We start from the raw sequence: 24,566 nt of genomic DNA on the forward strand, positions 1-24,566 counted from the left end.
CCGGGGAGAGAGCGGCGGGCCAGAGACGTCAGACGGTTTTAATCGTCGTTTTGGCCGTAATTCGGATGGAATAAGAAAGGCGCGCAGGATCGCCGGCTGAACCCGCCGGGCTTTGCATGACAATCATGTGCTGGACATGCCGCATGAACAGTGCGCTCCTTTTCGTGCGAAAGCTATTAGGAGGTTTGTCTTTTCTGTCAAGCGCAAACATAACTGCTTACGGACAGGTCTCGCGTCTTTTCGATGACGGATTGATGCCGGTGCGCCGAGCGCCGCGTGCGCCAACTGGTTGTCGGACAGACTGCCGCATTCGCCACTTCGAACGCCGCTGTCATTCTGGCCCACTGAATCTCACCCTCATGTTCTTGTTTTATTCTCATCCCTGTGCCAAGTTGTGGACGCGATCTGGTAGAGCCGTGCGGACGGCGATTACGGCTGTGGGGGCCATTTCATGGTAGCGCGCGTCAATACTATTGCGTTTCAGGGCATCGAGGGTGTGCCTGTCGAAGTTCAGGTCATGGTGGCACCTGGCAAGGTCGGCATGCAGATCGTCGGCTTGCCCGATAAGGCAGTGGCCGAAAGCCGTGAACGGGTACAGGCAGCCCTCCACGCATCAGGTCTCGCCATGCCTGCCAAGAAGGTCACGGTCAATCTCGCTCCCGCTGATCTGCCGAAAGAAGGCTCGCACTTCGATCTCCCCATAGCGCTCGGCCTGATGGCAGCCCTCGGCGCCATTCCCGCCGAAGCGCTGACACGCTTTGTCGTGTTGGGCGAACTCAATCTCGATGGCACGATCGGCGCTGTTGCCGGTGCTCTCCCGGCAGCCATTGCCGCCAACGCTCAAGACAAAGGTCTGATCTGCCCAGCCGATAGCGGTCCGGAGGCGGCGTGGGCAGGTGCTGAGATCGATATCCTCGCCCCGCGCAGCTTGATTGCTATCGCCAACCATTTTCGCGGCACGCAACTTCTGTCGAGACCGGTTCCGGCCATTCGCGCCAATCCTGATAATCTTCCCGATCTCGCCGACATCAAGGGTCAGGAAAGCGCCAAGCGCGCGCTGGAAGTCGCAGCGGCTGGTGGGCATAATCTCTTGATGGTCGGCCCGCCCGGCTCCGGCAAGTCCATGCTGGCCTCCCGCCTCCCCTCCATCCTGCCGCCACTGTCGGCTTCGGAACTGCTCGAAGTGTCGATGATACATTCGATCGCAGGACAACTTTCCGGTGGCAAGCTCTCCAATCGGCGCCCGTTCAGAACCCCGCACCACTCCGCCACCATGGCAGCGCTTGTCGGCGGCGGCTTGCGAGCCAAGCCGGGTGAAGCCTCACTTGCTCACCATGGCGTGTTGTTTCTCGACGAGTTCCCCGAATTCTCCCCGCAGGTGCTGGATGCTCTGCGCCAGCCGCTCGAGACCGGCGAATGCATCATCGCGCGCGCCAATCATCGCGTCAGCTATCCCGCCGAAATCCAGCTGGTGGCCGCCATGAACCCCTGCAAATGCGGCATGGCCGGTGAACCGGGCTTCACCTGTGCACGCGGTCCAAGATGCGTTTCCGATTACCAGGCGCGTATTTCCGGCCCGCTGATGGATCGCATCGATATCCGGATCGAAGTCCCCGCCGTCTCGGCCGCAGACCTTATCCGCCCGATGGCAGCCAAAGCCAGCGCCGATGTTGCCCGCCGCGTTGCGCGTGCCCGCCAGATGCAGGAAGAACGCTTCGCAGCCGCCGGCTTCCAAGGCATTCGCACCAATGCGCGCTGCACCACGGCACTCATCGAAAAATGCGCCGAACCAGACGCAGCCGGCCTCCAGCTTTTGCGCGACGCCGCAGAGAAGCTGAAATTCTCCGCCAGAGGCTATCACCGCATCCTGAAGGTCGCGCGAACACTTGCCGATCTCGACGATAAGCCCGTTGTAGGGCGCCTGCATCTGGCAGAAGCGATTTCCTACCGAATCGCGGGTGAGCGGCTTTCGGCTGCGGCTTAACGCTTTTCAGATGATGCTGTAAAAGCATTGGTTGAATTATTCAATACAAGGCATGAGCTTATATCAGTATATATTCATATTGTAGACGAAGTCTTGCGTGGACGTAGCAAATATAAGCACCAGATTGAAGCATCTCGCCTTTTTCCGTCACTTAAGGGATGGAGATAGTTCCAATTCAACATAATTTGTGAAGCTTTTGCTCACCCGTCATTGCTACGATGTTAGCGATCAAGGTGGGGACCGAAGATGGTTGTTAAGATGATGATTGCGACCGCTATTGCGATGGCGTCGCGGACTGTGCCGCTCATGCCGATTGCTATGGGGCGGAGACGGACCCGGCCGGTGGTTTCGGCTGCTTCAGATCGGATGGAGATGAAGCCCGCACCGATCAATCCGGAGTGGATTATTGGCGGTGATCCGCAGGCGCGCATGGCGGATCATTCCCGCAGCGGCGATCGAGCTGCCTATACCGCGTTATGGGACTGCACGGCGGGCACATTCCGTTGGTTCTTCATGTGGGATGAGACCGTTCACATCATCGAGGGCGACGTGCATGTGACGGCAGCCGATGGTTCCGTGCATCATCTTTACGCCGGCGATGTAGCCTACTTCAAGGCTGGCACCTGGGCCACGTGGCGGGTGGACAATTATGTTCGCAAGGTCGCTTTCCTGCGCAGGCCCTTCCCGACGGCGCTTGCGCTTGCCTATAGCGTCAAGAACCGGATTCTTCCGGCAAGAACGCCTTCGCTCTGAAATAGCCAGCGCCATCGTTCACACGAGCGAGGATACTTCATTGCACGAAGATGCGTACGCTCGACGCCCGGCCATCGGCGTCGATGACGGTAAGCGTGAAGAAGCCTTGCCCCTCCGGCGTCCACTCATTGCTGCGGCGGCGCGTCAGGTCCGGCAGCGGCTTGCCGTTGGCGAGCCAGCGGAATGGCGCCCGACCGCCCTGAAGTTTGAGAACCAGCGGCGAGAGAGCGCCAGCGCTGTCTGAAAGTTCGACGCGCGCGCCTTCCGGCGGGTACACGATCACGGGCGAAGATTCGCGTCGCGACGCTGAGAGAAGTCCGCTCGCGGTCGTGGTGAAGCGTCGCTGGTTGGCTGGCAGATCGCTGTAGCTCAAGCGCATCACGCCGCTTGGTGTGGCTGCGAAGGGCGTGATCGCCACGCCGGATTTGGCAAAGGCATCGAAGAGAATGGGAGCGGCAGTGGCGTAGCCCGCAATTCCCGGGACCGAACCATTATCGGCCCGGCCGACCCAGATACCGATGACATAGCGGCCGTCGAAACCCACCGACCACGCATCGCGGTAGCCATAGCTGGTGCCGGTCTTATAGGCGATGCCACGCTGCTTCATGCCAAGCGGTGGCAGAACGCCGGAAAGCGTATCCGTGATGTTCCAGATGGCGCTGCGCGAAAAGATCGGTTCGACGTCGAGAATCTCCGGCGTGTTTCTCACGCCATCACCGAGCTTCACCGGCTGCCCCTGATTGGCGAGGCTGGCATAGAGTTGCACGAGGTCGACCAGGGACACGCCAGCACCACCAAGCGCGATGGCAAGACCCGGTGGCTCAGACTTCGGCAGTGCGAGATTGACCGAGGCGCGTCTGAAACGCACCATCAAAGCGGCAGGACTGACGGCATCCAAAAGCTTCACCGCAGGCACGTTGAGAGACAGTTGCAAAGCTTGCCGGATACTGACATCGCCCTGATACTGCATATCGAAGTTGCGCGGTCGATAGCCGGAGAAATCTGCCGGTCGGTCCTCAATGATGGTTTCCTGCGACACCAGGCCATTCTCGAAGGCCAGTCCATAGATGAAGGGCTTTAGCGTCGAGCCGGGCGAGCGGATCGCGCGGCTCATCTCCACCCAGCCCCTCCGGGAGCTATCAAGGAAATCGGCCGAGCCGACATCGGCGAGAATGTCGCCTGTCGTGCTGTCCGCCATGACGATGGCGACCGAAACCTTGTCGCCGATCTTGTCTGCGGCATGCCGCGCCAAGGCTTCGAGTTCGCTCTGGATGCCACGCCGCAAGGTCGAGCCGATGACATGCTGGCGCGGAAATTTTGTCCGCGCGGCTTGCGCCAGATGGGGTGCGAAAGCCGGGAGCGCCAATCGATCCCGGGGAACAGCGGCGGCAGATGCGCGCTCCGCCTCGCTCTCTCCGACGATGCGTGCCACGGCCAGTCTCTGCAACACGCGCTCGCGGGCCTCTTTCGCGGCGTCGGGAAAACGATCTGGTCGGCGCTTTTCGGGGAGTTGCGGCAGGGAGACAAGAAGCGCGGCTTCCGCCGTATCCAGCCGCCGTGGCTCCTTGCCGAACCATGCGAGGCTTGCTGCACGCACGCCCTCGATATTGCCGCCATAGGGGGCGATGTTGAGATAGAGTTCGAGGATCTGGTCCTTGCTCAGCCGGCGTTCGATCTGCACCGCGCGCAGCATCTGGCGAAACTTGGCGCTGAAGGAGCGGTCTGCCCGAGGCTCGATCAGGCGCGCAACCTGCATCGACAAGGTCGAGGCACCGGAAACGATGCGACCATTGGTCAGCAACTGCCAGGCGGAACGACCGAGCGCCTGAATGTCCACGCCATGATGGTCGTAAAATCGCTGATCTTCATAGGCGATCAGCATCTTGATGAATTGTGGATCGACCTCGGCCGCGGTCGTCTGCAAGCGCCAGCGTCCATCGGGCGTGGCGAAGGCGCGCAGAAGATTGCCATCGGCATCCACCAGTTCCTGAGAGACGATACGCGCATTGTCTAGCGGCGGCGGATAGGCGCGATCCAGACGGTCAAGCCCGTAGATGGCGGCACCGGTTACCGATGCCGCCAGAGCAAAGCCGAAGAAGAAGCTGCGCCAACCCCTCATTACTGCGCTGCGCGAACCTCCATCTTGCTGGTTGCCGTGCGAGCGGAGAACTGCGGACGGTACATGTCCTCCACGCTCGCCGCCGGGTTGTCGTAAGTGCCGGGTGTCACGGCCCGAACCACATAGGCGAGCGTGATTTCAGAGGTGTCGCCCGCCGTTCTGTCGAATGCGGCCACGAAGCGGTCGTAACGGAATTCCGTATGCGCCGCTTCGGTTTCCGGCAGCCAATCGAAGTTTGTGAGCGTCGCGCTGTTGACGAGGCTCGGATTGTCGATCTCGAAACCGGCCGGCAGAAGATCGGTCACCAGAATGCGCGCCTGCCAGTCGTTTTGCGGAATGACCTTCAGCACTACGACGTAACGCTGGTTCTGCTCTGCCTCGCTGACATTCACCTCTTCGCCATCCATCGAGTAATAGGTCTTGTCGATGGTGAAGCCCTCGCCGCCTGCCGGAAGCGGCTTGGACGGAGGCGCAACGGTGGTGACGACCGCCGTGACCGGATCTGCCGAAGCGTTGGTGACATTCAGCGACGCTTGAAGCAACTCATCACCGCTCATGCGCTGGCTGAAGCCGCCCTGCTGCAGGCTGCCGTTCACATCCAGGCGAATATCCTTGTCCTCGCCTTTCAAGGCGCGCGCGGCGAGAACCATCCAGGCCTGCTCCTGCGTGCTGGTGTAGCTCTTGGACTCGAAGTCCTTGGACACGACACCCGCAAGCTGGGACACAACCGCGGGGACCGGACGGCTTTCGGCCGCCAGCGCCAGGGACGCAGCGCCGTCACGAAGAGCCGAACCGTAATCGGCACGCGCCAGCGTTACGTTCGCGCTCGAGGATGCCATGCTCAAGGATGCCCCGAACGCGGACTTGGCGCGCGCAGCATCGCCATAAAGCGAGAGGGCTGCCGCGACCTGTGCCTTGGCGAGCGGTGTCGGGAACTCGTTCAAGGCCGTATCGGAATAGTAGCGCAGATCGTTGATCGCAGCCTTGCGATTGCGCGCCAGCACATAGAGCGAATAGGCGATCTCGTTGCCGCGGTCCTTGACGTTGCTGTCATAGGCAAGACCGTTTTGCAGATTGGTGAGTGCCTGCACCATCGCTGCTTCCGGCACATCATAGGACTGCTCACGTGCCCGCGTCAGGAAATCGGAGATGTAGGCATCAAGCCATAAATCCCCTTCGCCGGGAGACCATAGACCGAAACCACCGGCGCTCGACTGGAAGGAGAGCACCCGGTAGATCGCGTCCTGCACCCGCTTGCGCAATTCCGGATCGTCCTTGCCGCCGCTGTCCTTCATCAGTTCGGATGCGTAAAGCAGAGGTAGAGCCCGGCTCGTCGTCTGTTCGGCGCAGCCATAGGGGTATTTGTCCAGCATCATCATCAAAGCGGGGACGTCGAACGCCGGAGAGCGGGTAACGTTGACCGAGACCGATGAGCCGACCAGCATGCTGTCGGCCAATAGGTTGCCGTCCACCGTCAGACTGCTGTTGGGCGCGATCTTGATGTTGCGGCGTGTCGTGACCGGAAGCACCGATGGCCGCACCGGAATGGTCAGCGCCTGCTCCAGCGAGACGCCGCTGGCGTTGCTGACCTTGATCGCAATTTGCCCTTCGCCGGGAAACTCGCCCGTCAAAGGCACGGTCAGGGACGTCTTGCCGCCCTTTTCCAGCCTCGTCGTTTGAGAAAACTCGCCCTGATCCACGGTCACGGCCATGTTGCTGGTGACATCGATCTTGTAATCGCCAGCCTCACCATCGGTATTGGCGATATCGAGGCGCAGTTGCGACACGTCGCTTGGGCTCAGGAACTTCGGCGCGCTCGCCGTCACCACCACCGGATCGCGAATGACGACATCCGAGACCGCGTGGCCAACGCCGGTCTTTGTCCAGGCAACGGCCATAACCCGTGCCGTGCCATTGAACTGCGGGATATCGAAGCTGATCGTTGCCTTGCCTTGTGCATCCAGCTCTACGAGGCCTGCAAAAAACGCGACGAGTTTCTCCTTCGGCGGGCTGCCCTGAAGCGCAACCTGTCCGCCATCGCCACCGGTTCTCAGACGCCCCGTGTCGCCGAGCGAACCATCGATGAGGCGGCCATAGAGATCGCGAATTTCGAGGCCGAGCCTGCGCTGGCCGAAATACCACTCGTCCGGCTTCGGCGGCTCGTAACGGGTAAGGTTCAGAATACCGACATCGACCGCCGCAATCGTCACATAGGCCTTGTCGCCCGCACCCGCACCGGAGACATGCACCGGAATCTGCAGCGCCTGCCTCGGCAATGTCTGCTTGGGAAGATCGAGCGCGATGCCAAGCTTGCGCTCGCCCGGATCGACCGCCAGCCACTTCACGCCGATGGCGCGCATCGGCATACGGCTTTCCTGCGCGTCGCCGGGACGGAACAGGGTTGCGGTTACATAGGAGCCAGCGCCCCAATCTTCCGTCACCGGGATTTCGACTTCGCCGCCCTTGTCGCCGATCTCGACATTCTGCACCGAGATCAGCTTTTCGGAACCGGAGACAACCATCAACTGGCCGGCATAACGGGATGTGACCTGAAGCTTGGCCGTCTCGCCCACCTCGTAGCTCTGTTTGTCGAGTGCAATTTCGAGCGCATCCGGCGTTTCGGTCGAGCTTGCGCTGACGAACCAGCCGGCATCGAATTCCACGCTGGAGACAGCGCCGTCATTCTGCGGCGCTTCCACCTCCAGCCGGTAGCGACCCCAGTTCACGGGTACGGAGATGTCTGCTCCATCCGGTGTGACCGAAAGCGTGCCGGTCTCCACCTGCTTGGTATGGACCACCGGCTCATAGCGCCAGGAATTACCCTGCCTGTACCACTGATAATTGCGCTCCACCTTGATGAGCTTCCAGGTAAGCCCGTTCATCGCCTGTCTGTTGCCGTCTGGCGCGAGCCCAATCACATGGAAACGCCCGATGGAGTTTTCCGCCAGATCGCCGGAGAATTGCGGCTTGATGCCAATCATGTTGCTGTCGGACTTGACCGGCAATGTCAGCGAGCGCTCCACCGCACGGCCACCTGCCTCGCGCATGCGCACGGTGATGCTGGCCGAAAGAAACTGCGTGGTGGAGGGAAGATCGCCAAGCTCCACCGGGAAGCTTGCCTTGCCGTTTTCATCCAGAACCGGAAGATTATCGAGCGTGGTGCGGCTTTCTTCTTCGGTCTCCTCATCCGCTAGGCCGAAGAGATATCCTTCGAAGGCCGGGTTGGTACGCGACGGCTTCAGGGCGATTTCGCCCTCAAGCTCAAGCCCCGCCGCCGGCGCGCCATAGAGATAGCGACCATCGACATCGATTGTCGTCTCGCCCGCCGGATCGATCTCTTTTGCCGCGCTGGTGAGGTCGAACTCGGTGCGATCCGGCACGAAATCATCCACCAGGAAGGATTGTTCGCTGATCGCGCTTGCCTTCGGATCGGTATAGATGCGCATCGTCCAGGTGCCGCGCATGGCGGTTTCCTGCAGCGGCAGATCGACCGCGTGGCCCCCCAGCGCCTTGCCGTCGCTGACGAAGCGGCGATCCTCGACGCCGTCAGGCCTCGAGAAGATGAAGGTCAGCGGCAGGTTCTCGATCGCATTGCCTTCGATGTCGCGCGAAAGTGCTGCGGCATGCACCGTCTCACCCGCGCGGTAAATGCCGCGTTCAGTCCAGCTGAACACGTCGATGGCGCCGGGTGCGGCGCGACCGGTCACACCGCGATCGGAAAGATCGAAGCCCGCCCGTGTCATATCGAGGAAGACGTAGTCCTTCTCGCCATTGCGCGCCGTGATGATGGCAGGTGCCTGGCCGGCGGAGCCGCGCATCAGACCGGCGGAAAACGTCGCGCGTCCCTCCGCATCGGTGGTGGCGGAACCCAGCACCTCGTTGTTCTTGGCGAGAAGCTGGAGCGAAACGCCCTTCAGCGGTTCGGCATTGCTGAGCGCCCGGACGAAGACATTCAGCCCGTCGGTGCCGGCATAGGTGGTGATGCCGGTATCGGAAACGAGGAACCATTGGGTGGCGCGCGCGTCCCAATTCTCCGCTGCGGTGCCTGGCGGCACGGCGGTCATGACATAGATGCCAGGCTTGCGGTCCGGCAGTGCTTCGTCCACCGGGAAGCTGGTGACGACGTCCTTGTTCAGTTCCGTCTGAATGTCGATGCCGCCCTGCCAGACGAGTTCGCCCAGCTCGTTCTCGATCTTCTCCCCACCATAACCGTCCATCTGGGTCAGGAACTGAGAATTGGCCAAGAGCGCGGTGATATTGCGATCCCCCACGCGGTAGAGCTTCAGATCGGCATGATCGATATTGACCGACACGAGCGGAATGCCGCGGCGCGCGGTTCCGGGAAGCACGAAGTTGTCGCCGGTAAAGCGAACTGATCCGGAACGGTCGCGCACATAGATATCGAGATCGACCTGCTTTTCCAGCGGCTCTTCCACGGAAGATGGCAGCCCGGCGCGAAGGGCGATCTTGTATCTCTGCCCATGCGTCAGACCTTCGACGCAGATTTCGCTACCCTTGGCTTCGAGCGCTTTCGGAGCAGCGCCGTCCAGCGTCACGAAGGACGAGTAGTCGGCATTCTTCACCAGCGGTTCGGAAAACTGGATGCAGGCGCGCGGCGTCACGCTGTCGGTGTCGACCGTATTGTTGATGACGCGGAAGCCCTGGCGGGTGCGAAGGTCGTTATAGGCCGCCCGCGTCTTGGCGACATCCGAAAGGGCAAGGCTGGCCTTGTAGGCGTTCAGCGCCGCGCGATAATTCTGGCCCTTCTCGAAGGCTTGAGCCAACCGGTTCAGCGCAGCCAGGCGGGCGCTCTGTGCCCGGCTGAACTGGTAGGCGTTGAGCGCTGCGGCCGGTGCCTCGCCGAGGATCTGGTAGTTGTTCTCGACCTTCGCCTCGACGGAAGAGAGTTCCGCCCACAAGGCGCCGTTCTCAGGATTGAGCGATAGCGCCGTCTTGTAGATTTCCACCGCCTGGGGGATATCGAGCACCGCCTGTTGGCGTGCTTGCGATAGCAACGCTTCAAGGCCTTGGGTATCATCCGCCTCAGGCAAATCCGCCTTGAGCTTGCGGGCCTGCTGGTAGAGGCTGTCCTCGACGAAGGAGAGACGCTGTGGCGCGCCGAGATCAGGCTCGTTTGCCGCCTCCACAATCTTCCCGGCAACGGCGCCGGGAAACGCATTGAGCTGATTATAGTCCGATTTGAGGAAGCACCACTTCACCTTGGGATTGTAGGTGAAGGCCTTGCAGCCCTTGTCATCGATGCAGATGGTCTTGCACTGATCGAGAGACACATCCTGTTCCGTGCGCAGATCGAAACCGAAATAGTCGCCATTTGCGGTTGTTACCACCTTGCGCGGCGCATCCTCAGCCAGAAGCGGCGAGACGGAAAATGCTGCAAGAACAAGGGCAAAAGCGTGCGAAACGACGCGAAAGGACATCGGTCTCTCCCCGAAAACACAATGATCGGCGCGACTTTGGTCCTATTCAAGCTTCTTTGTCAACGGAGCCTCGCATCTGGTGCTGCCACTCCCGGCGCAAAAGTGCATATTGCATCGTGTTCTCGTAAAGCGGGTGCCCGGCCTCATCCTCGGTGAAAGAGATGAACTCGAGAAAAAGCCCTTCGCGACGCATTCCAAGCTTTTCGCACAGCCGCTGAGAAGCCAGGTTGTTGTCCTCGACATAGGCGTAGAGGCGGCGTATCTGCCTTTCATCGAAGAGCCAGCGGAACATGGCGCGCGCCGCCTCATAAGCATAGCCACGGCCTGCATAGTCACTGTTGAAATTCCAACCGACGGACAGCGTATCGCCCTCCTCATCGGCTATGGCGAAAAGATCGCCAATCATTCTGCGGTGCTCGCTTGAGTAAACGGCAATATACTCATCGGAGCCGCCACGCTTGATCGCCTCTGCCTCGGCTTCGTCCAGATTTTGAAGTCGCTGTGAGAAAAAGCAACTCGGTCGCGGATCGCGCAGATAGGAAAAAAGGTCCTGCGCGTCTGGCGCCCTGAAGTTTCTAAGCACCAGGCGCTCAGTTCTGATCTCTTCCATCTGCGTCTCCCAAGGGTGTCCTGATTGTTAGCGTGAAATTGTCGGAAGGGGCCATCTAGTGAAAAAACAACCACATTATGTCGCCCGCAGTTGGTCAATGTCCTTCCCTTACGTCACTTCGTCCATTCGTTGCCATGTTGCAACGGGATGACGGTTTCAGCTTGCGATCAAGTGCTAAATCAAAGCTGCGGCGTGGACATTGGAGGATGTTGCAAGCAGTCTCTGGACACCGGCGGGGGCCGATTCAGAAAGGTTTTCTAATGAGAAACGTCTTCAAGCTTGCTGCACTCATGACAGCGCTTGCTTCCACCACCGCCTATGCGGCTGACCTTGCCGTTCAGACCGAACCGGCAGTTGTTGCCGATCCAGGCGGCTTTTACATCGGTAGCCTGAACAGCCTGACATTCCTGGACGACACGAATTTCTCGACTATCGGCGCTGGCGTCAACACCGATTACGATGTCGGATACTACAGCGGATTCCGCGTCGGTTACAGCTTCGGTTCCTACGACTTCGTTTCCCCACGCCTCGAGCTCGAAGTCGGTTACGGCCGCTCGGATGTCGACACCCACACGGTAAACGGCGTGGACGCTGCTGGTTCCTTCGGCTCGGCTCGCAACTTCCAGGGCTATGTCAACGGTTACATCGACGTTCCGACGGGCACGGCCTTCACGCCATACTTCGGTGGCGGTATCGGCGCGATGAACCTCAAGCTTCGTCGCCAGGGCACGGCTGGTGCCGGCGTGATCATGAACGACAGCGACACCGCATTCGCATACCATCTGGATGCAGGCGTCGGCATCGAGCTGAACACCATTTCCTTCCTGCGTGACAACGCGCTGTTTGCCAACACCACCTTCGATATCGGCTATCGTTACACAGGCGCCGACAACTTTGACTTCACTGCTACGGACGGCACCGTCTCCAGCACGGATTTCAAGAGCCACGCCATCACCGCAGGCTTCCGTCGCCAGTTCTGATCGACGATCGACTATGACAAAAGAGGGGATCGCGTCCTGCGCGGTCCCCTTTTTGTTTCTATTGACGGATTGGAAGCTTAGATGAGCGGAAGAGCGGAAGCTAACTCCAGGAAGGCCGTGTGCTTTACCGCGCCTTGCCTGAGAGCTTTCCGAACGCTTTCAGAAGACCATTCTCGGAGATCAGCAGATAGTCTTCCATCTTCTCGCTTGCCTCTGCAAACCTGTCCTCTTCACACAAAGAGACAATCTCGTCATTCATGTCGACGAAGGGTGAATGGAGCAGACGCGGGTCCTCGATCAGGGCAAAGCCCAGACGAAGCTCGGCCGACACCCTTTCGTAAAGCTCGCTCAAACGCTCGCTATCGGCAAGTGCGACGACAGCCGAGTGGAAGGCCATATTGGCGCTGCCGACATCGACCCAAAGCTCCTGCTCCCGCTTTTGCTTGGCTTCCTCGACGGCCTGACGCATGACCTTGACCGATTCATGCAGGCGCCACGCTTTACGCAACGCTCCGCATTCGAGCATGCGCCGGACCCGGTAAATATCCATGATCGACGCCATGGTCGGGGTCTGGACGAAGACGCCACGATTGGTTTCGTGGCGAAGCAGCCCTTCCTTCGTCATGATACGGAAGGCCTCGCGCAGAGAGTTGCGGGACACTTCCAGATGCTCGCTGAAGGCTGCTTCGGATATGCGCTGGCCGGGTCTGAGTTCGCCCGAAATTAGCATGAGGCGGATGCGCTTGGCGATCCAGTCGGACAGCGGCATGCTTTCACGTGTGTCTGTCACAGGCTTCCTCGCTTCTTCTTGCGGCGTCTTCAGATAACAAAAGACTGGCGGAATCAAGCAATAGTTTCAACGGCTTTAACCACGCCTCTGCCGGGACGGCAAAGTCCCCTCCGAAGGCTGTTTTCGACGCCAAGAATATAAGCATGAATGAACAAAACAAAAAAATTGTTGAACAATATTGACATCACAAACAAACCATCCATGATGACCTCATAAGCATCCGCGAGGGGCGGGTGACGATAAGAACAGGAAAACTCTCATGCAGCAGACCGAGCAAACGCCCGGCCGCACGAACGCGGCTGCGTCCAAGCCAAAGTCCACACGCCTTGCACTGCTATCGGCTATCTTCCTGATGGCGACACCCGCCATCGGCCCAGGCTTCATAACGCAAACGGCGACATTCACCACTCAGCTGGGTGCCGCCTTCGCCTTCGGCATTCTCGCTTCCATCCTCATCGACTTCGTCGTTCAGCTCAACATCTGGCGCATCGTAACGCTGACGCGTATGCGCGCATCAGACATTGCCAATGCAGCCATTCCCGGCTCCGGCTATCTTCTTGCAATCCTCGTCATCATCGGCGGCCTTTTCTTCAACATCGGCAACATTGGCGGCACCGGCCTTGGCCTGAACGCCATGTTCGGCCTTGATCCGAAGATCGGCGGCGCCATCAGTGCGGTCTTTGCCATCGCCATCTTCCTGTCCAAGCGCGCTGGTCTGGCGGTCGACCGCTTCATCATATTCGCGGGCATCCTGATGATCGTGCTGACGCTCTATGTGGCCTTTGTTTCCGCGCCGCCTGTCGGCGATGCGTTCCGCCAAACCTTCCTGCCTGACACGATCAATTTCGCGACGATCACCACCATCGTCGGCGGCACTGTTGGCGGCTACATCACCTATTCCGGCGCCCATCGCCTGCTGGATCGCGGCATGGTCGGCATCGAAAATCTGCCTGCCGTCAACCGCGCAGCACTCACCGGCATCGCCGTTACAGGCATCATGCGCTACGTGCTGTTCCTCGCCATCCTCGGCGTCGTCGCCAGCGGTGTGATCATCGATACCTCCAGCCAAGCCGCCAATCCAGCTGGACAGGCGTTCCGCTCTGCGGCAGGCGATCTCGGCTTCCGTCTTTTCGGTATCATCTTCTGGGCAGCCGCCATCACCAGTGTCATCGGCGCCGCCTATACGTCGGTGTCTTTCCTGCCCGTCTTCAAGCAGGACATGAGCGAGCACGCCCGTAACATCGCAACTGTGATCTTCATCGCGGTGTCGCTCGTCTCCTACCTGCTGATCACCACACCGCCAGCGGCCATGCTGGTCTTCGTCGGCGGCTTGAATGGTCTCATCCTGCCGATCGGTCTCAGCATCTTCCTGTTTGCCGCATGGAAGCGCGAAGATCTGATGGGCGGTCATCGCTATTCCCGCATCCTGCTTGGGCTTGGCGTTCTGACCTGCGCATTGACATGGTACATGGGCTACAAGTCCGCAGGGACCATCTTCGGCCTGCTCGGCCTCTAACGGCCGACGAACGAAAAACATCGTGGCCGCCTGAGCGTGGCCACGAGCATCAACGGGTTAGGAGAACATCACCATGGCGCATATAGACCTCAACAGCGATCTCGGCGAAAGTTTCGGTGCATGTAGCATGGGCGACGACGAGGCCATGCTTTCCATCGTCTCCAGCGCCAACATTGCCTGTGGTTTTCACGCCGGAGACCCGACAGGCATCTACAAGACGGTGAAGGCAGCCGCCGCAAATGGCGTTACGATCGGCGCTCACGTTTCCTATCCGGACCGCGTCGGTTTTGGACGCCGGGATATGGATGTGACGCCGGAGGATCTGATCGCCGACGTCATCTACCAGATCGGCGCACTGAAGGGCATTGCCGCAGCAGCCGGAACCACGGTGCGCTACGTCAAGCCACATGGCGCGCTCTATAACCGCATCGCCCATGACGCAAAACAAGGTCAGGCTGTCATTGACGGCATAAAAGCCATCGATCCGTCGCTGGTGCTGATGGGGCTCGCCAACGCGCCGATCCTTGAACTGGCACGCAAAGCGGGACTTTCGATCGTGGCAGAAGCTTTTGCTGACCGGGCGTATACGCCGGACGGGCAACTCGTGTCCCGTCGCGAAAAGGGCGCTGTCCTGCATGATGCCGGACAAATTGCCGACCGCATGGTGCAACTGGCCCGCCAGGGAACGCTGAAAGCCATTGACGGCAGCGTCATCAAGATCGAGGCGCAGTCCATCTGTGTTCATGGCGATAGTCCAGGCGCAGTCGATATTGCGCGCGAAATTCGCCGCCGGTTTGAAACGGACGGTATTGCCGTTCGCTCTTTCACCTCTTGAACGATAGGAGCGGCCAATGACCATCCTTACATCGCACACCGCCAAGAACGTCGAGCTTGCCCAAAAAGCACGCGCCAGCTACCGCGCCGGTCTCGTGCAGCCGACCTCCGGTATCGCGCCGGGCTTCACCCAGGCCAATATGATCGTGCTGCCGCGCGACTGGGCGTTCGACTTCCTTCTCTATGCGCAGCGCAACCCAAAGCCCTGCCCGGTGCTTGACGTCTCCGATCCCGGCTCACCCACCACGCTGCTTGCGCCGGGTGCCGATCTACGAACCGATCTGCCGCTCTACCGCATCTGGCGTGATGGCAAGCTTGCTGAGGAAACCCATGATGCGACATCAGCCTGGGCTGAGCGGGACGATATGGTGGCCTTTCTGATCGGCTGCAGCTTCACCTTTGAAACGCCAATGGTGGAAGCGGGCATCGAGATCCGTCACATGACGGACAAGAGCAATGTCCCAATGTATCTGACCAACCGTCCCTGCCGCCCGGCAGGCCGTTTGAAGGGCAACATGGTCGTGTCCATGCGTCCGATCCCGGCATCGCGCGTTGCCGATGCGGCCACGATTTCCGGCCGGTTTCCGGCGGTTCACGGCGCACCGGTTCATATCGGCATGCCGGAGGAACTCGGCATCGCTGATCTCGCCAAGCCGGATTTCGGCGATGCCGTGCGCATCGAGCCCGGCGAAGTCCCGGTCTTCTGGGCGTGCGGTGTAACTCCGCAGGCGGCGGTCATGGCGTCTGGCGTGCCATTTGCCATCACCCATGCACCGGGTCATATGTTCATCACCGACATTCCCGATTCTGCCTATCACGCGTGAGGACATGATGCGCTTTCTCCCCGTCAGTCTCTCGACGATCCTAGTCGAACTTGCCGATCTGGACGAAACGCTCGCGCTTTTCGCTTCTCTCGAAAACGATCCCGTCGAGGGCATCGAGGAAACCGTACCGGCCGCACGCACCCTGATGATCCGCTTTCGACCAGAAAAGATCGATGGGCAGGCGCTTGCGGCAGAGCTTTCCCGTCGCGACCTGACGGCGAAGATTCCGCCGTCCGACAAGCTGGTCGAAATCCCGGTCCATTATAATGGCGAAGACCTTGCCGATGTCGCGACGCTGACAGGGCTTAGCGTTGACGAGGTGATCCGTCGTCATACCGAGAGCGAATTTACCGTTGCGTTTTGCGGCTTTGCACCGGGGTTTGGCTATCTGGTGGGCGGCGATCCCGCGCTCCATGTTCCCAGGCGACAGAGCCCCCGCACCCGCATCCCGGCCGGCTCTGTGGCGCTGGCGGGCGCCTTTAGCGGCGTCTATCCGCAAAACAGCCCGGGCGGCTGGCAGATCATTGGGACTACACCCTTGAAGATGTGGGACATCGATCGCGAGCCCGGCGCGCTCTTCCAGCCGGGCTACCGCGTTCGCTTCCTCGACATGGACAAGACTTCAGGAAAGATCCGCCTGCCAGTCTCGGAGGCAAAGCCGCGCAAAGAGCCGTCACGCGAAGGGCTGCATTTCGAAGTGCTGGCGGCCCCTATGCCGGCTCTCTTTCAGGATCTCGGTCGCTTCGGGCAGACCGGACAGGGCGTTTCTGCGTCCGGCGCGCTTGATCGCGGCGCTTTCAATGCGGCAAACCGCATCGTCGGGAATCCGCACAACACGCCCTGCCTGGAACTGACGCTCGGCGGCTTTTCCTTCCGCGCTGCGAGCCGCACCGTTATCGGTCTCACCGGCGCGCCCTGTCCCGTCACCATCGAAACGGCAGAGGGGCGTTTCACCGCAAAGACTTACGCGCCCATCCCGCTTGAGGCGGGCGACACCGTCACGCTCGGCCAGCCGCCAAAAGGCATGCGCTGTTATCTCGCCGTGCGCGGTAGCTTCGATGTCGAGCCTGTGCTCGGCAGCTTCGCCACCGATACGCTGGCCGTCGTCGGTCCAGAACCGGTCACGGCAGGTACGATCCTGCCGCTCAAGGCCGAAACGAACGAGTTTTCGAGCGTCGCCGTCGATGAAGTCCCCGCCTTCGAGCCACCGGCTATGGGTGAGGTCGTCACACTCGACGTTGTCCTTGGACCGCGCACCGACTGGTTCACCCAACAGGGCGTCGAGACGCTGACGAGCCAGCTTTGGCAGGTCACGCCTCAGTCCAACCGCGTGGGCATCCGCCTTGCGGGCGAGGTGCCGGTGGAACGGCGCGACAGCGCAGAACTGCCGAGCGAGGGAACTGCAACGGGCGCCATCCAGATCCCCCATAGCGGCCAGCCTGTGCTCTTCCTTGCAGACCATCCGCTGACGGGCGGTTACCCTGTGATCGGGGCGGTGGCGGAGTACCATCTCGATCTTGCGGGTCAGATCCCCGTCAATGCCAAAATCCAGTTTCGCCCGATCGGGCCTTTCGCCGACATTACGGCCAAGAACACTTAAATCCGAGGAGAAAAGCGATGAAGAAAGTCCTGATTGCCAATCGCGGCGAAATCGCTGTCCGGATTATCCGCGCCTGCCGGGATTACGGGCTCCAATCAGTCGCCGTCTATGCCGACCCGGATCAGGATGCGGTCTTCGTTCGCATGGCAGACGAAGCCTACGCGCTGGAGGGCGTGCGTCCTGCAGAAACCTATCTCGATATTCCCAAGCTGATTGCCATCGCAAAGCGTTCGGGTGCGGACGCTATTCACCCCGGCTACGGCTTTCTGTCCGAACGCGCCGAGTTCGCGCAAGCCGTGCTCGATGCCGGCCTGACCTGGATCGGTCCCGATCCGCAGGTCATTGAAGCACTGGGCGACAAGGTGGAGGCACGCCGTATTGCGACCGGCGTCGGCGCGCCGCTCGTTGCTGGCAGCGACGGTCCGGTAGAAACCGCGGCCGAAGTCATCGCCTTTGCCGAAGAACACGGCCTGCCTGTTGCCATCAAGGCTGCCCATGGCGGTGGCGGACGCGGCTTGAAGGTTGCCTGGAAAATGGAAGAGATCGCCGATCTCTACGAGTCCGCGGTCAGAGAAGCGACCGCCGCTTTCGGTCGCGGCGAATGTTTCCTCGAACGCTTTCTCGACCGGCCGCGCCATATCGAGGCGCAGGTTCTGGCGGACAAGCATGGCAACGTGCTGGTGCTGGGCACCCGCGACTGCTCGCTGCAGCGCCGAAACCAGAAGCTGATCGAAGAAGCCCCTGCCCCCTTCCTCTCGGACGAGCAACGGCAAAAAATCCACGCGTCCGCCAAGGCGATCTGTGCCGCCGCGCGCTATAGCGGTGCCGGCACGGTGGAATTTCTGCTGGGCGTCGATGGCACGATTTCGTTCCTGGAGGTTAATACCCGCCTGCAGGTCGAACACCCCGTCACCGAGGAAACGACTGGCATCGATCTGGTGATCGAACAGTTCCGCATTGCCGAAGGCAAAACGCTTCGCGTTTTGGAGACGCCGGAGCCTCGCGGCCATTCGATGGAATTTCGCATCAATGCCGAAGATTCAGGCCGCGGCTTCCTGCCCACGCCAGGAACGATCACAGTTTTCGATCCGCCATCGGGTCCCGGCGTTCGTCTTGATAGCGGTGTCGTCAGTGGTTCGAGCGTGCCCGGCGTGTTCGACTCTCTCATGGCAAAGCTGATTGTCACCGGCGAGGATCGCCGGCAGGTACTGCAACGAGCCCGCCGCGCGTTGAAGGAATTCCGTATCGAAGGCGTGGCAACCGTCCTGCCCTTCCATCGCGCAGCCCTTGAGGCGGAAGACTTCACCGGCGAAGACGCTTTCAAGGTTCACACCCGCTGGATCGAAACCGATTTCGCCGCAATGCCGGACGCGATGGAGCGCCCTGCCCAGGCAGATGACCCTTCCATCCACCGCACCTATCTGGAAATCGACGGCAAGCGCGTTTCGGTCGGCCTGCCCACGCTTCTGCTCTCCGCTTTGGGCAGCGTCGGTGGCGGAGCAACGGCTTCGGCAAGTGGCACAGCCACCAAAAACGATGGCGAGATTGCCGCGCCTGTTTCAGGCACGCTGCAATCCTTCAAGGTAGAAGACGGCCAGACCGTTTCCGAAGGCGATCTGGTTGCCGTCATGGAAGCCATGAAGATGGAAACCCAGATCCTCGCCACCAAGGGCGGTACGATCCGTCTTCTCGTCAAGGAAGGCGACTACCTTCAGGCTGGCCACGCGCTGATGACGATTGATTGATCGCCCTTTGAGAGCAGGCGAGAACTGCGCCTGCTCCGGTCATCCCGCTGGTGTCGCGCTCACGTAGAGGTGCTATCACGCATCGCAGAATGTCTGCTGACGGAACACACCTCCTACTTCGAGGTTAGCTCATGAACCAATGGAGGTTCCCATGAGCTCTGAGAAAGACATCGACAAGATCCATGCCGACGCAAAGCCGCAATTTGCGCCGGGCAAAAAGACGTCCGACAATAATGGCGTCGCAAGCGCCAAACCCACCGTCATCACCGGTTCCGAAGACGCGACTGTCAACAAACTGCCGCCGGGCAAGAAAAAGCCCGAAAAGGATTGGGACGTGAATTACGACGAGCGCGACACGAATGAAGGCGACTTTAGAGGGTAACCTTCAAGACGCGACAGCGCTGAGGACAGCTGACAACCATTGAGGCGTCGATTAGAGAGTCGTTTAAATTTTCCGCATAGATTATAGCGCTCTATAACCGCTACCCCGTGGCAAGGGCTGATCGATGCGAATAAGAGAACCGGACGACCTTTATAAGGCACTTGTTGCCCAACTGGCCTACACGGTTGCACCGATGACCGTCATGGGTTTTACCATCGTCGCCATTGGCTACTTCGCCGCGACAACCTTGCATGACACCTGGATTTTTGTCGCCATGGTGTGCGGTGGCTTGGCGTCCTTCAGCAAGATCTGCGTGATGCTGCGCCACCGACGCTGGACAAAGACCGGGCACCCCACCTCTTTGACGCCGAAAGACTGGGAGCTTGCGCATGCTCTTCTCACATTTCTCGTCGCCGCCTCGGTCGGCGCGATCTCCGCGCTGATCTTCCGATCCTCCGATTTCTCCCTGCATGTGCTGGCAACAGCGCTGCTGTTCGGTTATGCGGCCGGCGTTGCCAGCCGCATGTCGGTTCGACCTCTCATATCAGTGACCGCACTCACTATCGCGGCCGTGCCAACCACGATTTCGGCCGCCTTCGCGGGCGACGCGGCGCACTGGTTGCTGGCCACGATGTTCGCTGTCTTCCTTCTCGCGGCGATGCAGAGCGTGTCGCATGTGTATCGAACCGCGTCACAGCAGATCCTGCTCCGGCTAGAGATGGAGCGCCTTGCGCGCGCCGACCCTTTGACAGGCCTTGCCAATCGCATTGCGCTTCGCGAAGGCTTTAGCAGTATTTCGCGCACGACGGACACGATGATTGCCGTTCATTGCCTTGACCTGGATGGCTTCAAGGCTATCAACGATCGCCTCGGGCATGCCGCGGGCGATGACCTGCTGATCGGCGTCGGCGCCCGGCTTCGGGACCTCCTTGAGCCCCATGACATCGCCGCACGTGTTGGCGGCGATGAGTTCGTCGTTGTTCAAACGGAAGTCCGCAACGCAGCAGATGTCGAGCGCATGGCCCATGACATCGGGCAGTCGTTGACGACGCCATTCAACCTCTCAAATGAAACGGTCCGCGTGGGCGTGAGCCTCGGATATACGGCTGAAGCGGCCAAGGATGCGGAGTTCAGCACCATGATACGCCTGGCGGACGCTGCCTCCTATCGGGCAAAGCGCAACGGCGGTGGTGTTGAGAAAGAACTGCCCTCCTTCGAGGAAAAATTTCCCGTGGCGGCTGCCTAAGGCGAGAGCCCCCGTATATTTGCGACTTCCGGCCATCCAGTGCGACCAGAATGCCATCGTGTCGCCCGTGCTGGAACTTTCGTGCCTGTCTCGAATTTAAGAATGATGGCACATACTGCGAAAACCACACCTCGACAGGATCAACAGCCCGACATTCGCGACAGGCTGATTGTGGCGCTTTATGCGCAATTGAAAGCGGAACGGGAGACGCGTGAGGCCATGGAGTGGGTTGCGCGGCACGGTGGGCTTTCGCCGGATGTGATGGAGGCCATGGCGTCCGACCCTGTTGCGGTGTTTTCGCAGGAAGATGTCGTGGCCGTTGAGCGGATAATCGACCGCGAGCGTTCCAGTAAAAGTTAGAGCGTAAGAAAAGGAGGCTGGCGATGGCGCCAAGAGCCGTGTGGAGAGGCACTATCAAATTCGCTGATTTTCAGTGCGATGTCGGACTCTACACCGCGATCTCATCGTCGGAAAAAATCTCCTTCAACATCATCAATCGAAAGACCGGCAACCGCGTCGAGCGACAGTATCTCGACAGCGAGACCGGCGACAAGGTCGAGCGCGATCAGCAGGTCAAGGGCTATGAGCTTGAGAATGGCGACCACATCGTCATCGAAGGCGACGAGCTTTCTGAGTTGATGCCGGACGGCAACAAGGTCATCCGGGTGAAAAGCTTTCTCGAATGCGATGAAATCGACAAACTCTATTTCGACAAGCCCTATTATCTGTCGCCTTCGACCGACGAGGACCGCGAAGCGCTTTCACTCCTGGCGCAGACGCTGCGGGAGCGTCAGGCCGCAGCTCTTGCAGAAGCGATCCTCTTTCGTCGCAACAGAATGCTGTTGATCCGTCTCGACGGGGACGCCGTGATCGCCACGACCTTGAACTATGATTACGAGGTACGCTCGCAGACCGCCGCTTTCAAAGCAATCCCCGACATCGAGTTCGATGACGAGATGCTGGAACTCGCAGGCCACATCATCAAGAAGCGAGCAGGCAAATTCGATCCGTCGCAATACAGCGACCGCTATAATGATGCTTTGACGGAACTGGTGCAGGCGAAGATCGAAGGCAAGACGATCAAGAAGCGCGAGCCCGAGAAGCGCGACAACGTCATCGACCTGAAGGAAGCCTTGCGCCAGAGCGCCGGTGTCTCCGACAAGAAGGCGGCCAAGCCCAAGTCGTCCGGCACCACCAAACGCAAGAAGGCAAGTTGATCCATGGGCCTTCAAACCTATAACCAGAAGCGCAAGTTCGATAAGACGCCGGAGCCGAAGGGCGAAGCGGCGGCGACGGCCGGCAACAGTTTCGTGGTGCAGAAACATGATGCGAGGCGGCTGCACTATGATTTCCGCCTGGAAATGGACGGCGTGATGAAAAGCTGGGCCGTGACCAAAGGCCCGAGCCTCGATCCGAATGAAAAGCGACTTGCCGTCCACGTCGAGGATCACCCGCTGAGCTATGCCGACTTCGAGGGCATCATTCCCAAAGGCCAATATGGTGGTGGCACAGTCATCGTCTGGGATCGTGGCACATGGTCCCCCATCGGCGACCCCAAGAAGGCCTACCGCAAGGGCCATATGGAATTCGAACTCGACGGCGAAAAGCTGAAAGGCCGCTGGCATCTGGTGCGGATGAAAGGCAAGCCTGAGGAGAAGCGCGAAAACTGGCTGCTGATCAAGGCACATGACGAGGAAGCCAGCGAAACCATCGACCTGATCGAAGAGGCGACCAACTCGGTCAAGACGGGGCGAAGCATCGAGCAGGTGGCAAAGCACCCGAAGGACACCTGGAACTCGAGAGACGTCTCGTCCAAAGCCAAGAGCAATAATACCACCGGCAAGCAGGTGCATGATTTTCCCAAGGGAAGCCATAAGGCGGCAATGCCGTCTTTCATCAAACCCGCTCTGGCGACATTGAAGAACAATGCGCCGGAGGGATCGCGCTGGCTGCATGAAATCAAGTTTGACGGCTATCGCCTCCAGGCGAGGATCGAGAAGGGAGAGGTCGTTTTGCTGACCCGCAGCGGTCTGGACTGGACGGAGAAATTCGGAGAGGCCATCCGCCAATCGCTCGCGGCACTACCGGTGGAAACCGCCATCATCGACGGCGAACTGGTCGTCGAAAAGGAAAGCGGCGTTTCCGACTTCTCCGCACTTCAGGCCGATCTCAGCGAGGGCCGGCAGGATCGTTTCCGCTACTACGTCTTCGACCTGCTCTATCTGGATGGCCGGGACCTGCAGGGCGCTGCACTTGTGGATCGCAAGGCGTTGCTGGAAAAACTGCTGCCGTCCGACGACCCTGTGCTGCGCTACAGCGCGCATTTTCAGGAGGACGGGGAAAAGGTTCTCCAGCATTCCTGCTCGCTTGGACTGGAAGGCGTTATTTCGAAGGTCGCCGAGTCTCCCTACGTCTCCGGCCGCAAGGGGCAGTGGATCAAGTCCAAGTGCAGCAGCGGCCAGGAATTCGTCATCGGTGGCTATACGCTCTCTTCCTCATCGGACCAGGCTATCGGCTCTCTGGCGCTCGGCGTCTACGAGAATGGCAAGCTTCGGCATGTCGGCCGGGTGGGAACAGGCTTTACCGGCGCGACTGCGGAGATGATCTTCGACAGGCTAAAACCCCAGACGCAGACAGAAAGTCCCTTCTCGCAGAAGCTAACAGCACTGGCCCGGCGCGATCTTCACTACGTCAAGCCAGAGCTTGTTGCGGAAGTCGAGTTTCGTGGCTGGTCCGGCGATGGCAACCTTCGCCATGCCTCCTTCAAAGGGTTGCGGGAAGACAAGGCACCCAAGGAGATCAGCCGGGAGGTGGAAGACGTGACAAAGCCCGAGACAGGTGACGCAGCAGAGACACCGCAAACGAAGATCAAGTTCACCCATCCCGAGCGGGTCTATTGGCCGGATCAGAACATCACCAAGGCGGATCTTGCCGATTATTATGCACAGGTTTGGGAGCATATTGCACCCTACGTCACCAACCGCGCGCTTTCCCTGCTCCGCTGCCCGGAAGGGATCGACGGCCAAACCTTCTTCCAGAAGCACCCGTGGCGCGGAATGAATAAAGCCATTGGTGCTATCAAGGACCCGAAGGACCGGTCGGGCGAACCGTTGGTGGTGATCAGCGATTTCGATGGCATGATGGCGCTCGTCCAATCCGCCGTGCTGGAAATTCACCCCTGGGGTTCGACCACCAAGGCCTGGGAGAAGCCGGACCTGATCACCATGGACCTCGATCCGGGTGAGGACGTGGAGTGGGGCGCTGTCGTCGAAGCCGCGCTGGACCTTAAATCCCGGCTGGAAGCAGCGGGACTTGCCGCCTTCGTCAAGACGTCGGGCGGCAAGGGCCTGCACGTCGTCACGCCACTGGAGCCGAAAGCCGGCTGGGCGAAGGTGAAAAATTTTGCGAAGACACTCGCGACCGACATGGGTAAAGATGAGCCGGATAAATATCTCGCTGTGGCAACCAAGGCCAAGCGCAATGGCCGCATCTTCGTCGACTACCTGCGCAATGGGCGCGGAAGCACGGCGGTGGCCCCCTACTCCACCCGCGCCAGGGCGGGCGCTACGGTATCCATGCCGCTCGAATGGACGGAATTGTCCAAGATCAAAGGACCGGCGGCGTTCACAGTGAAGAATGCACCCGCGCATATAGAGGCGAGGAAATCTGACCCATGGGCGGACTTCCGGGCGTCCGCCAAGCCGCTTCCTGGCTGAAGTGTCGAGAGCACCGCCCTCATCATTGG

Annotated in this window: 17 protein-coding genes; 13 read left to right on the plus strand and 4 right to left on the minus strand. The window is 60.0% G+C overall.

What is annotated here, in order from left to right:
* Window positions 1-451 precede the first annotated feature (451 nt).
* Together PVA19_RS20185 and PVA19_RS20190 are read left to right on the plus strand one after the other, a co-directional pair.
* Complete coding sequence (locus PVA19_RS20185) at window positions 452-1,984, plus strand: YifB family Mg chelatase-like AAA ATPase (protein ID WP_274103956.1); 1,533 nt, start codon at window positions 452-454, stop codon at window positions 1,982-1,984.
* 246 nt (window positions 1,985-2,230) lie between these two features.
* Window positions 2,231-2,737, plus strand: coding sequence for a cupin domain-containing protein (locus PVA19_RS20190; protein ID WP_144619876.1), 507 nt, complete (start codon window positions 2,231-2,233; stop codon window positions 2,735-2,737).
* Between the two features lie 37 nt (window positions 2,738-2,774).
* Here the strand turns inward: PVA19_RS20190 and pbpC are convergent, their stop codons facing one another.
* From pbpC to PVA19_RS20205, 3 genes are read right to left on the minus strand one after another with little or no spacing between them, the layout of a single operon-like run.
* Window positions 2,775-4,856: a penicillin-binding protein 1C gene (gene pbpC / locus PVA19_RS20195; protein ID WP_274103957.1), complete on the minus strand. Its 2,082-nt coding sequence runs from the start codon at window positions 4,854-4,856 to the stop codon at window positions 2,775-2,777.
* Entirely contained in the window at window positions 4,856-10,294 is a 5,439-nt protein-coding gene (locus tag PVA19_RS20200; RefSeq protein WP_274103958.1) for an alpha-2-macroglobulin family protein, read from the minus strand. Before PVA19_RS20200 ends, pbpC begins: the two co-directional genes overlap by 1 nt.
* 46 nt (window positions 10,295-10,340) lie before the next feature.
* Complete coding sequence (locus tag PVA19_RS20205; RefSeq protein ID WP_274103959.1) at window positions 10,341-10,904, minus strand: GNAT family N-acetyltransferase; 564 nt, start codon at window positions 10,902-10,904, stop codon at window positions 10,341-10,343.
* 260 nt (window positions 10,905-11,164) lie between these two features.
* On the opposite strand from PVA19_RS20205, the gene PVA19_RS20210 reads away from it, so the two are divergent.
* Window positions 11,165-11,884: an outer membrane protein gene (locus PVA19_RS20210; RefSeq protein ID WP_062443530.1), complete on the plus strand. Its 720-nt coding sequence runs from the start codon at window positions 11,165-11,167 to the stop codon at window positions 11,882-11,884.
* Window positions 11,885-12,008: 124 nt separating this feature from the next.
* On the opposite strand, the gene PVA19_RS20215 is transcribed toward PVA19_RS20210, so the two are convergent.
* On the minus strand, window positions 12,009-12,674 hold the full coding sequence (locus tag PVA19_RS20215) for a GntR family transcriptional regulator (RefSeq protein ID WP_062444172.1): 666 nt from the start codon (window positions 12,672-12,674) through the stop codon (window positions 12,009-12,011).
* Window positions 12,675-12,933: 259 nt separating this feature from the next.
* Here PVA19_RS20215 and PVA19_RS20220 point away from each other — a divergent pair, with 259 nt between their 5' ends.
* The 10 genes from PVA19_RS20220 (at window position 12,934) to ligD (ending at window position 24,537) form a co-directional block, all read left to right on the plus strand.
* Entirely contained in the window at window positions 12,934-14,190 is a 1,257-nt protein-coding gene (locus tag PVA19_RS20220) for an NRAMP family divalent metal transporter (protein ID WP_274103960.1), read from the plus strand.
* A 73-nt stretch (window positions 14,191-14,263) separates the two neighbouring features.
* Complete coding sequence (locus tag PVA19_RS20225) at window positions 14,264-15,025, plus strand: LamB/YcsF family protein (protein WP_274103961.1); 762 nt, start codon at window positions 14,264-14,266, stop codon at window positions 15,023-15,025.
* A 16-nt stretch (window positions 15,026-15,041) separates the two neighbouring features.
* A complete protein-coding gene (locus PVA19_RS20230; protein WP_274103962.1) occupies window positions 15,042-15,848 on the plus strand; it encodes a putative hydro-lyase in 807 nt (268 codons plus the stop codon).
* 7 nt (window positions 15,849-15,855) lie between these two features.
* A complete protein-coding gene (locus PVA19_RS20235) occupies window positions 15,856-17,448 on the plus strand; it encodes a 5-oxoprolinase/urea amidolyase family protein (RefSeq protein ID WP_274104032.1) in 1,593 nt (530 codons plus the stop codon).
* A 17-nt stretch (window positions 17,449-17,465) separates the two neighbouring features.
* Window positions 17,466-19,193 (plus strand): acetyl/propionyl/methylcrotonyl-CoA carboxylase subunit alpha, encoded by a 1,728-nt coding sequence (locus PVA19_RS20240; protein ID WP_274103963.1) that lies wholly within the window; start codon window positions 17,466-17,468, stop codon window positions 19,191-19,193.
* A gap of 151 nt (window positions 19,194-19,344) precedes the next feature.
* Window positions 19,345-19,575: a hypothetical protein gene (locus tag PVA19_RS20245; RefSeq protein ID WP_062424514.1), complete on the plus strand. Its 231-nt coding sequence runs from the start codon at window positions 19,345-19,347 to the stop codon at window positions 19,573-19,575.
* Window positions 19,576-19,699: 124 nt separating this feature from the next.
* Window positions 19,700-20,821: a GGDEF domain-containing protein gene (locus PVA19_RS20250; protein WP_274103964.1), complete on the plus strand. Its 1,122-nt coding sequence runs from the start codon at window positions 19,700-19,702 to the stop codon at window positions 20,819-20,821.
* Between the two features lie 105 nt (window positions 20,822-20,926).
* Window positions 20,927-21,181 carry a hypothetical protein gene (locus PVA19_RS20255; protein ID WP_274104033.1) on the plus strand — a complete coding sequence of 85 codons (255 nt, stop codon included), beginning with the start codon at window positions 20,927-20,929 and terminating at the stop codon, window positions 21,179-21,181.
* Between the two features lie 23 nt (window positions 21,182-21,204).
* On the plus strand, window positions 21,205-22,038 hold the full coding sequence (gene ku, locus PVA19_RS20260; protein ID WP_274103965.1) for a non-homologous end joining protein Ku: 834 nt from the start codon (window positions 21,205-21,207) through the stop codon (window positions 22,036-22,038).
* 3 nt (window positions 22,039-22,041) lie between these two features.
* On the plus strand, window positions 22,042-24,537 hold the full coding sequence (ligD, locus tag PVA19_RS20265; RefSeq protein WP_274103966.1) for a DNA ligase D: 2,496 nt from the start codon (window positions 22,042-22,044) through the stop codon (window positions 24,535-24,537).
* Window positions 24,538-24,566: the final 29 nt, after the last annotated feature.

It is taken from the genome of Agrobacterium sp. CNPSo 3708, assembly GCF_028674915.1.
Taxonomy (GTDB): domain Bacteria; phylum Pseudomonadota; class Alphaproteobacteria; order Rhizobiales; family Rhizobiaceae; genus Agrobacterium; species Agrobacterium cavarae.

Bases quoted from the DNA above. Each gene is read 5' to 3' on its own strand.
- PVA19_RS20185 (WP_274103956.1), top strand. From the start codon at position 452: ATGGTAGCGCGCGTCAATACTATTGCGTTTCAGGGCATCGAGGGTGTG.
- PVA19_RS20190 (WP_144619876.1), top strand. From the start codon at position 2,231: ATGGTTGTTAAGATGATGATTGCGACCGCTATTGCGATGGCGTCGCGG.
- pbpC (WP_274103957.1), bottom strand. From the start codon at position 4,856: ATGAGGGGTTGGCGCAGCTTCTTCTTCGGCTTTGCTCTGGCGGCATCG.
- PVA19_RS20200 (WP_274103958.1), bottom strand. From the start codon at position 10,294: ATGTCCTTTCGCGTCGTTTCGCACGCTTTTGCCCTTGTTCTTGCAGCA.
- PVA19_RS20205 (WP_274103959.1), bottom strand. From the start codon at position 10,904: ATGGAAGAGATCAGAACTGAGCGCCTGGTGCTTAGAAACTTCAGGGCG.
- PVA19_RS20210 (WP_062443530.1), top strand. From the start codon at position 11,165: ATGAGAAACGTCTTCAAGCTTGCTGCACTCATGACAGCGCTTGCTTCC.
- PVA19_RS20220 (WP_274103960.1), top strand. From the start codon at position 12,934: ATGCAGCAGACCGAGCAAACGCCCGGCCGCACGAACGCGGCTGCGTCC.
- PVA19_RS20225 (WP_274103961.1), top strand. From the start codon at position 14,264: ATGGCGCATATAGACCTCAACAGCGATCTCGGCGAAAGTTTCGGTGCA.
- PVA19_RS20230 (WP_274103962.1), top strand. From the start codon at position 15,042: ATGACCATCCTTACATCGCACACCGCCAAGAACGTCGAGCTTGCCCAA.
- PVA19_RS20235 (WP_274104032.1), top strand. From the start codon at position 15,856: ATGCGCTTTCTCCCCGTCAGTCTCTCGACGATCCTAGTCGAACTTGCC.
- PVA19_RS20240 (WP_274103963.1), top strand. From the start codon at position 17,466: ATGAAGAAAGTCCTGATTGCCAATCGCGGCGAAATCGCTGTCCGGATT.
- PVA19_RS20245 (WP_062424514.1), top strand. From the start codon at position 19,345: ATGAGCTCTGAGAAAGACATCGACAAGATCCATGCCGACGCAAAGCCG.
- PVA19_RS20250 (WP_274103964.1), top strand. From the start codon at position 19,700: ATGCGAATAAGAGAACCGGACGACCTTTATAAGGCACTTGTTGCCCAA.
- PVA19_RS20255 (WP_274104033.1), top strand. From the start codon at position 20,927: ATGGCACATACTGCGAAAACCACACCTCGACAGGATCAACAGCCCGAC.
- ku (WP_274103965.1), top strand. From the start codon at position 21,205: ATGGCGCCAAGAGCCGTGTGGAGAGGCACTATCAAATTCGCTGATTTT.
- ligD (WP_274103966.1), top strand. From the start codon at position 22,042: ATGGGCCTTCAAACCTATAACCAGAAGCGCAAGTTCGATAAGACGCCG.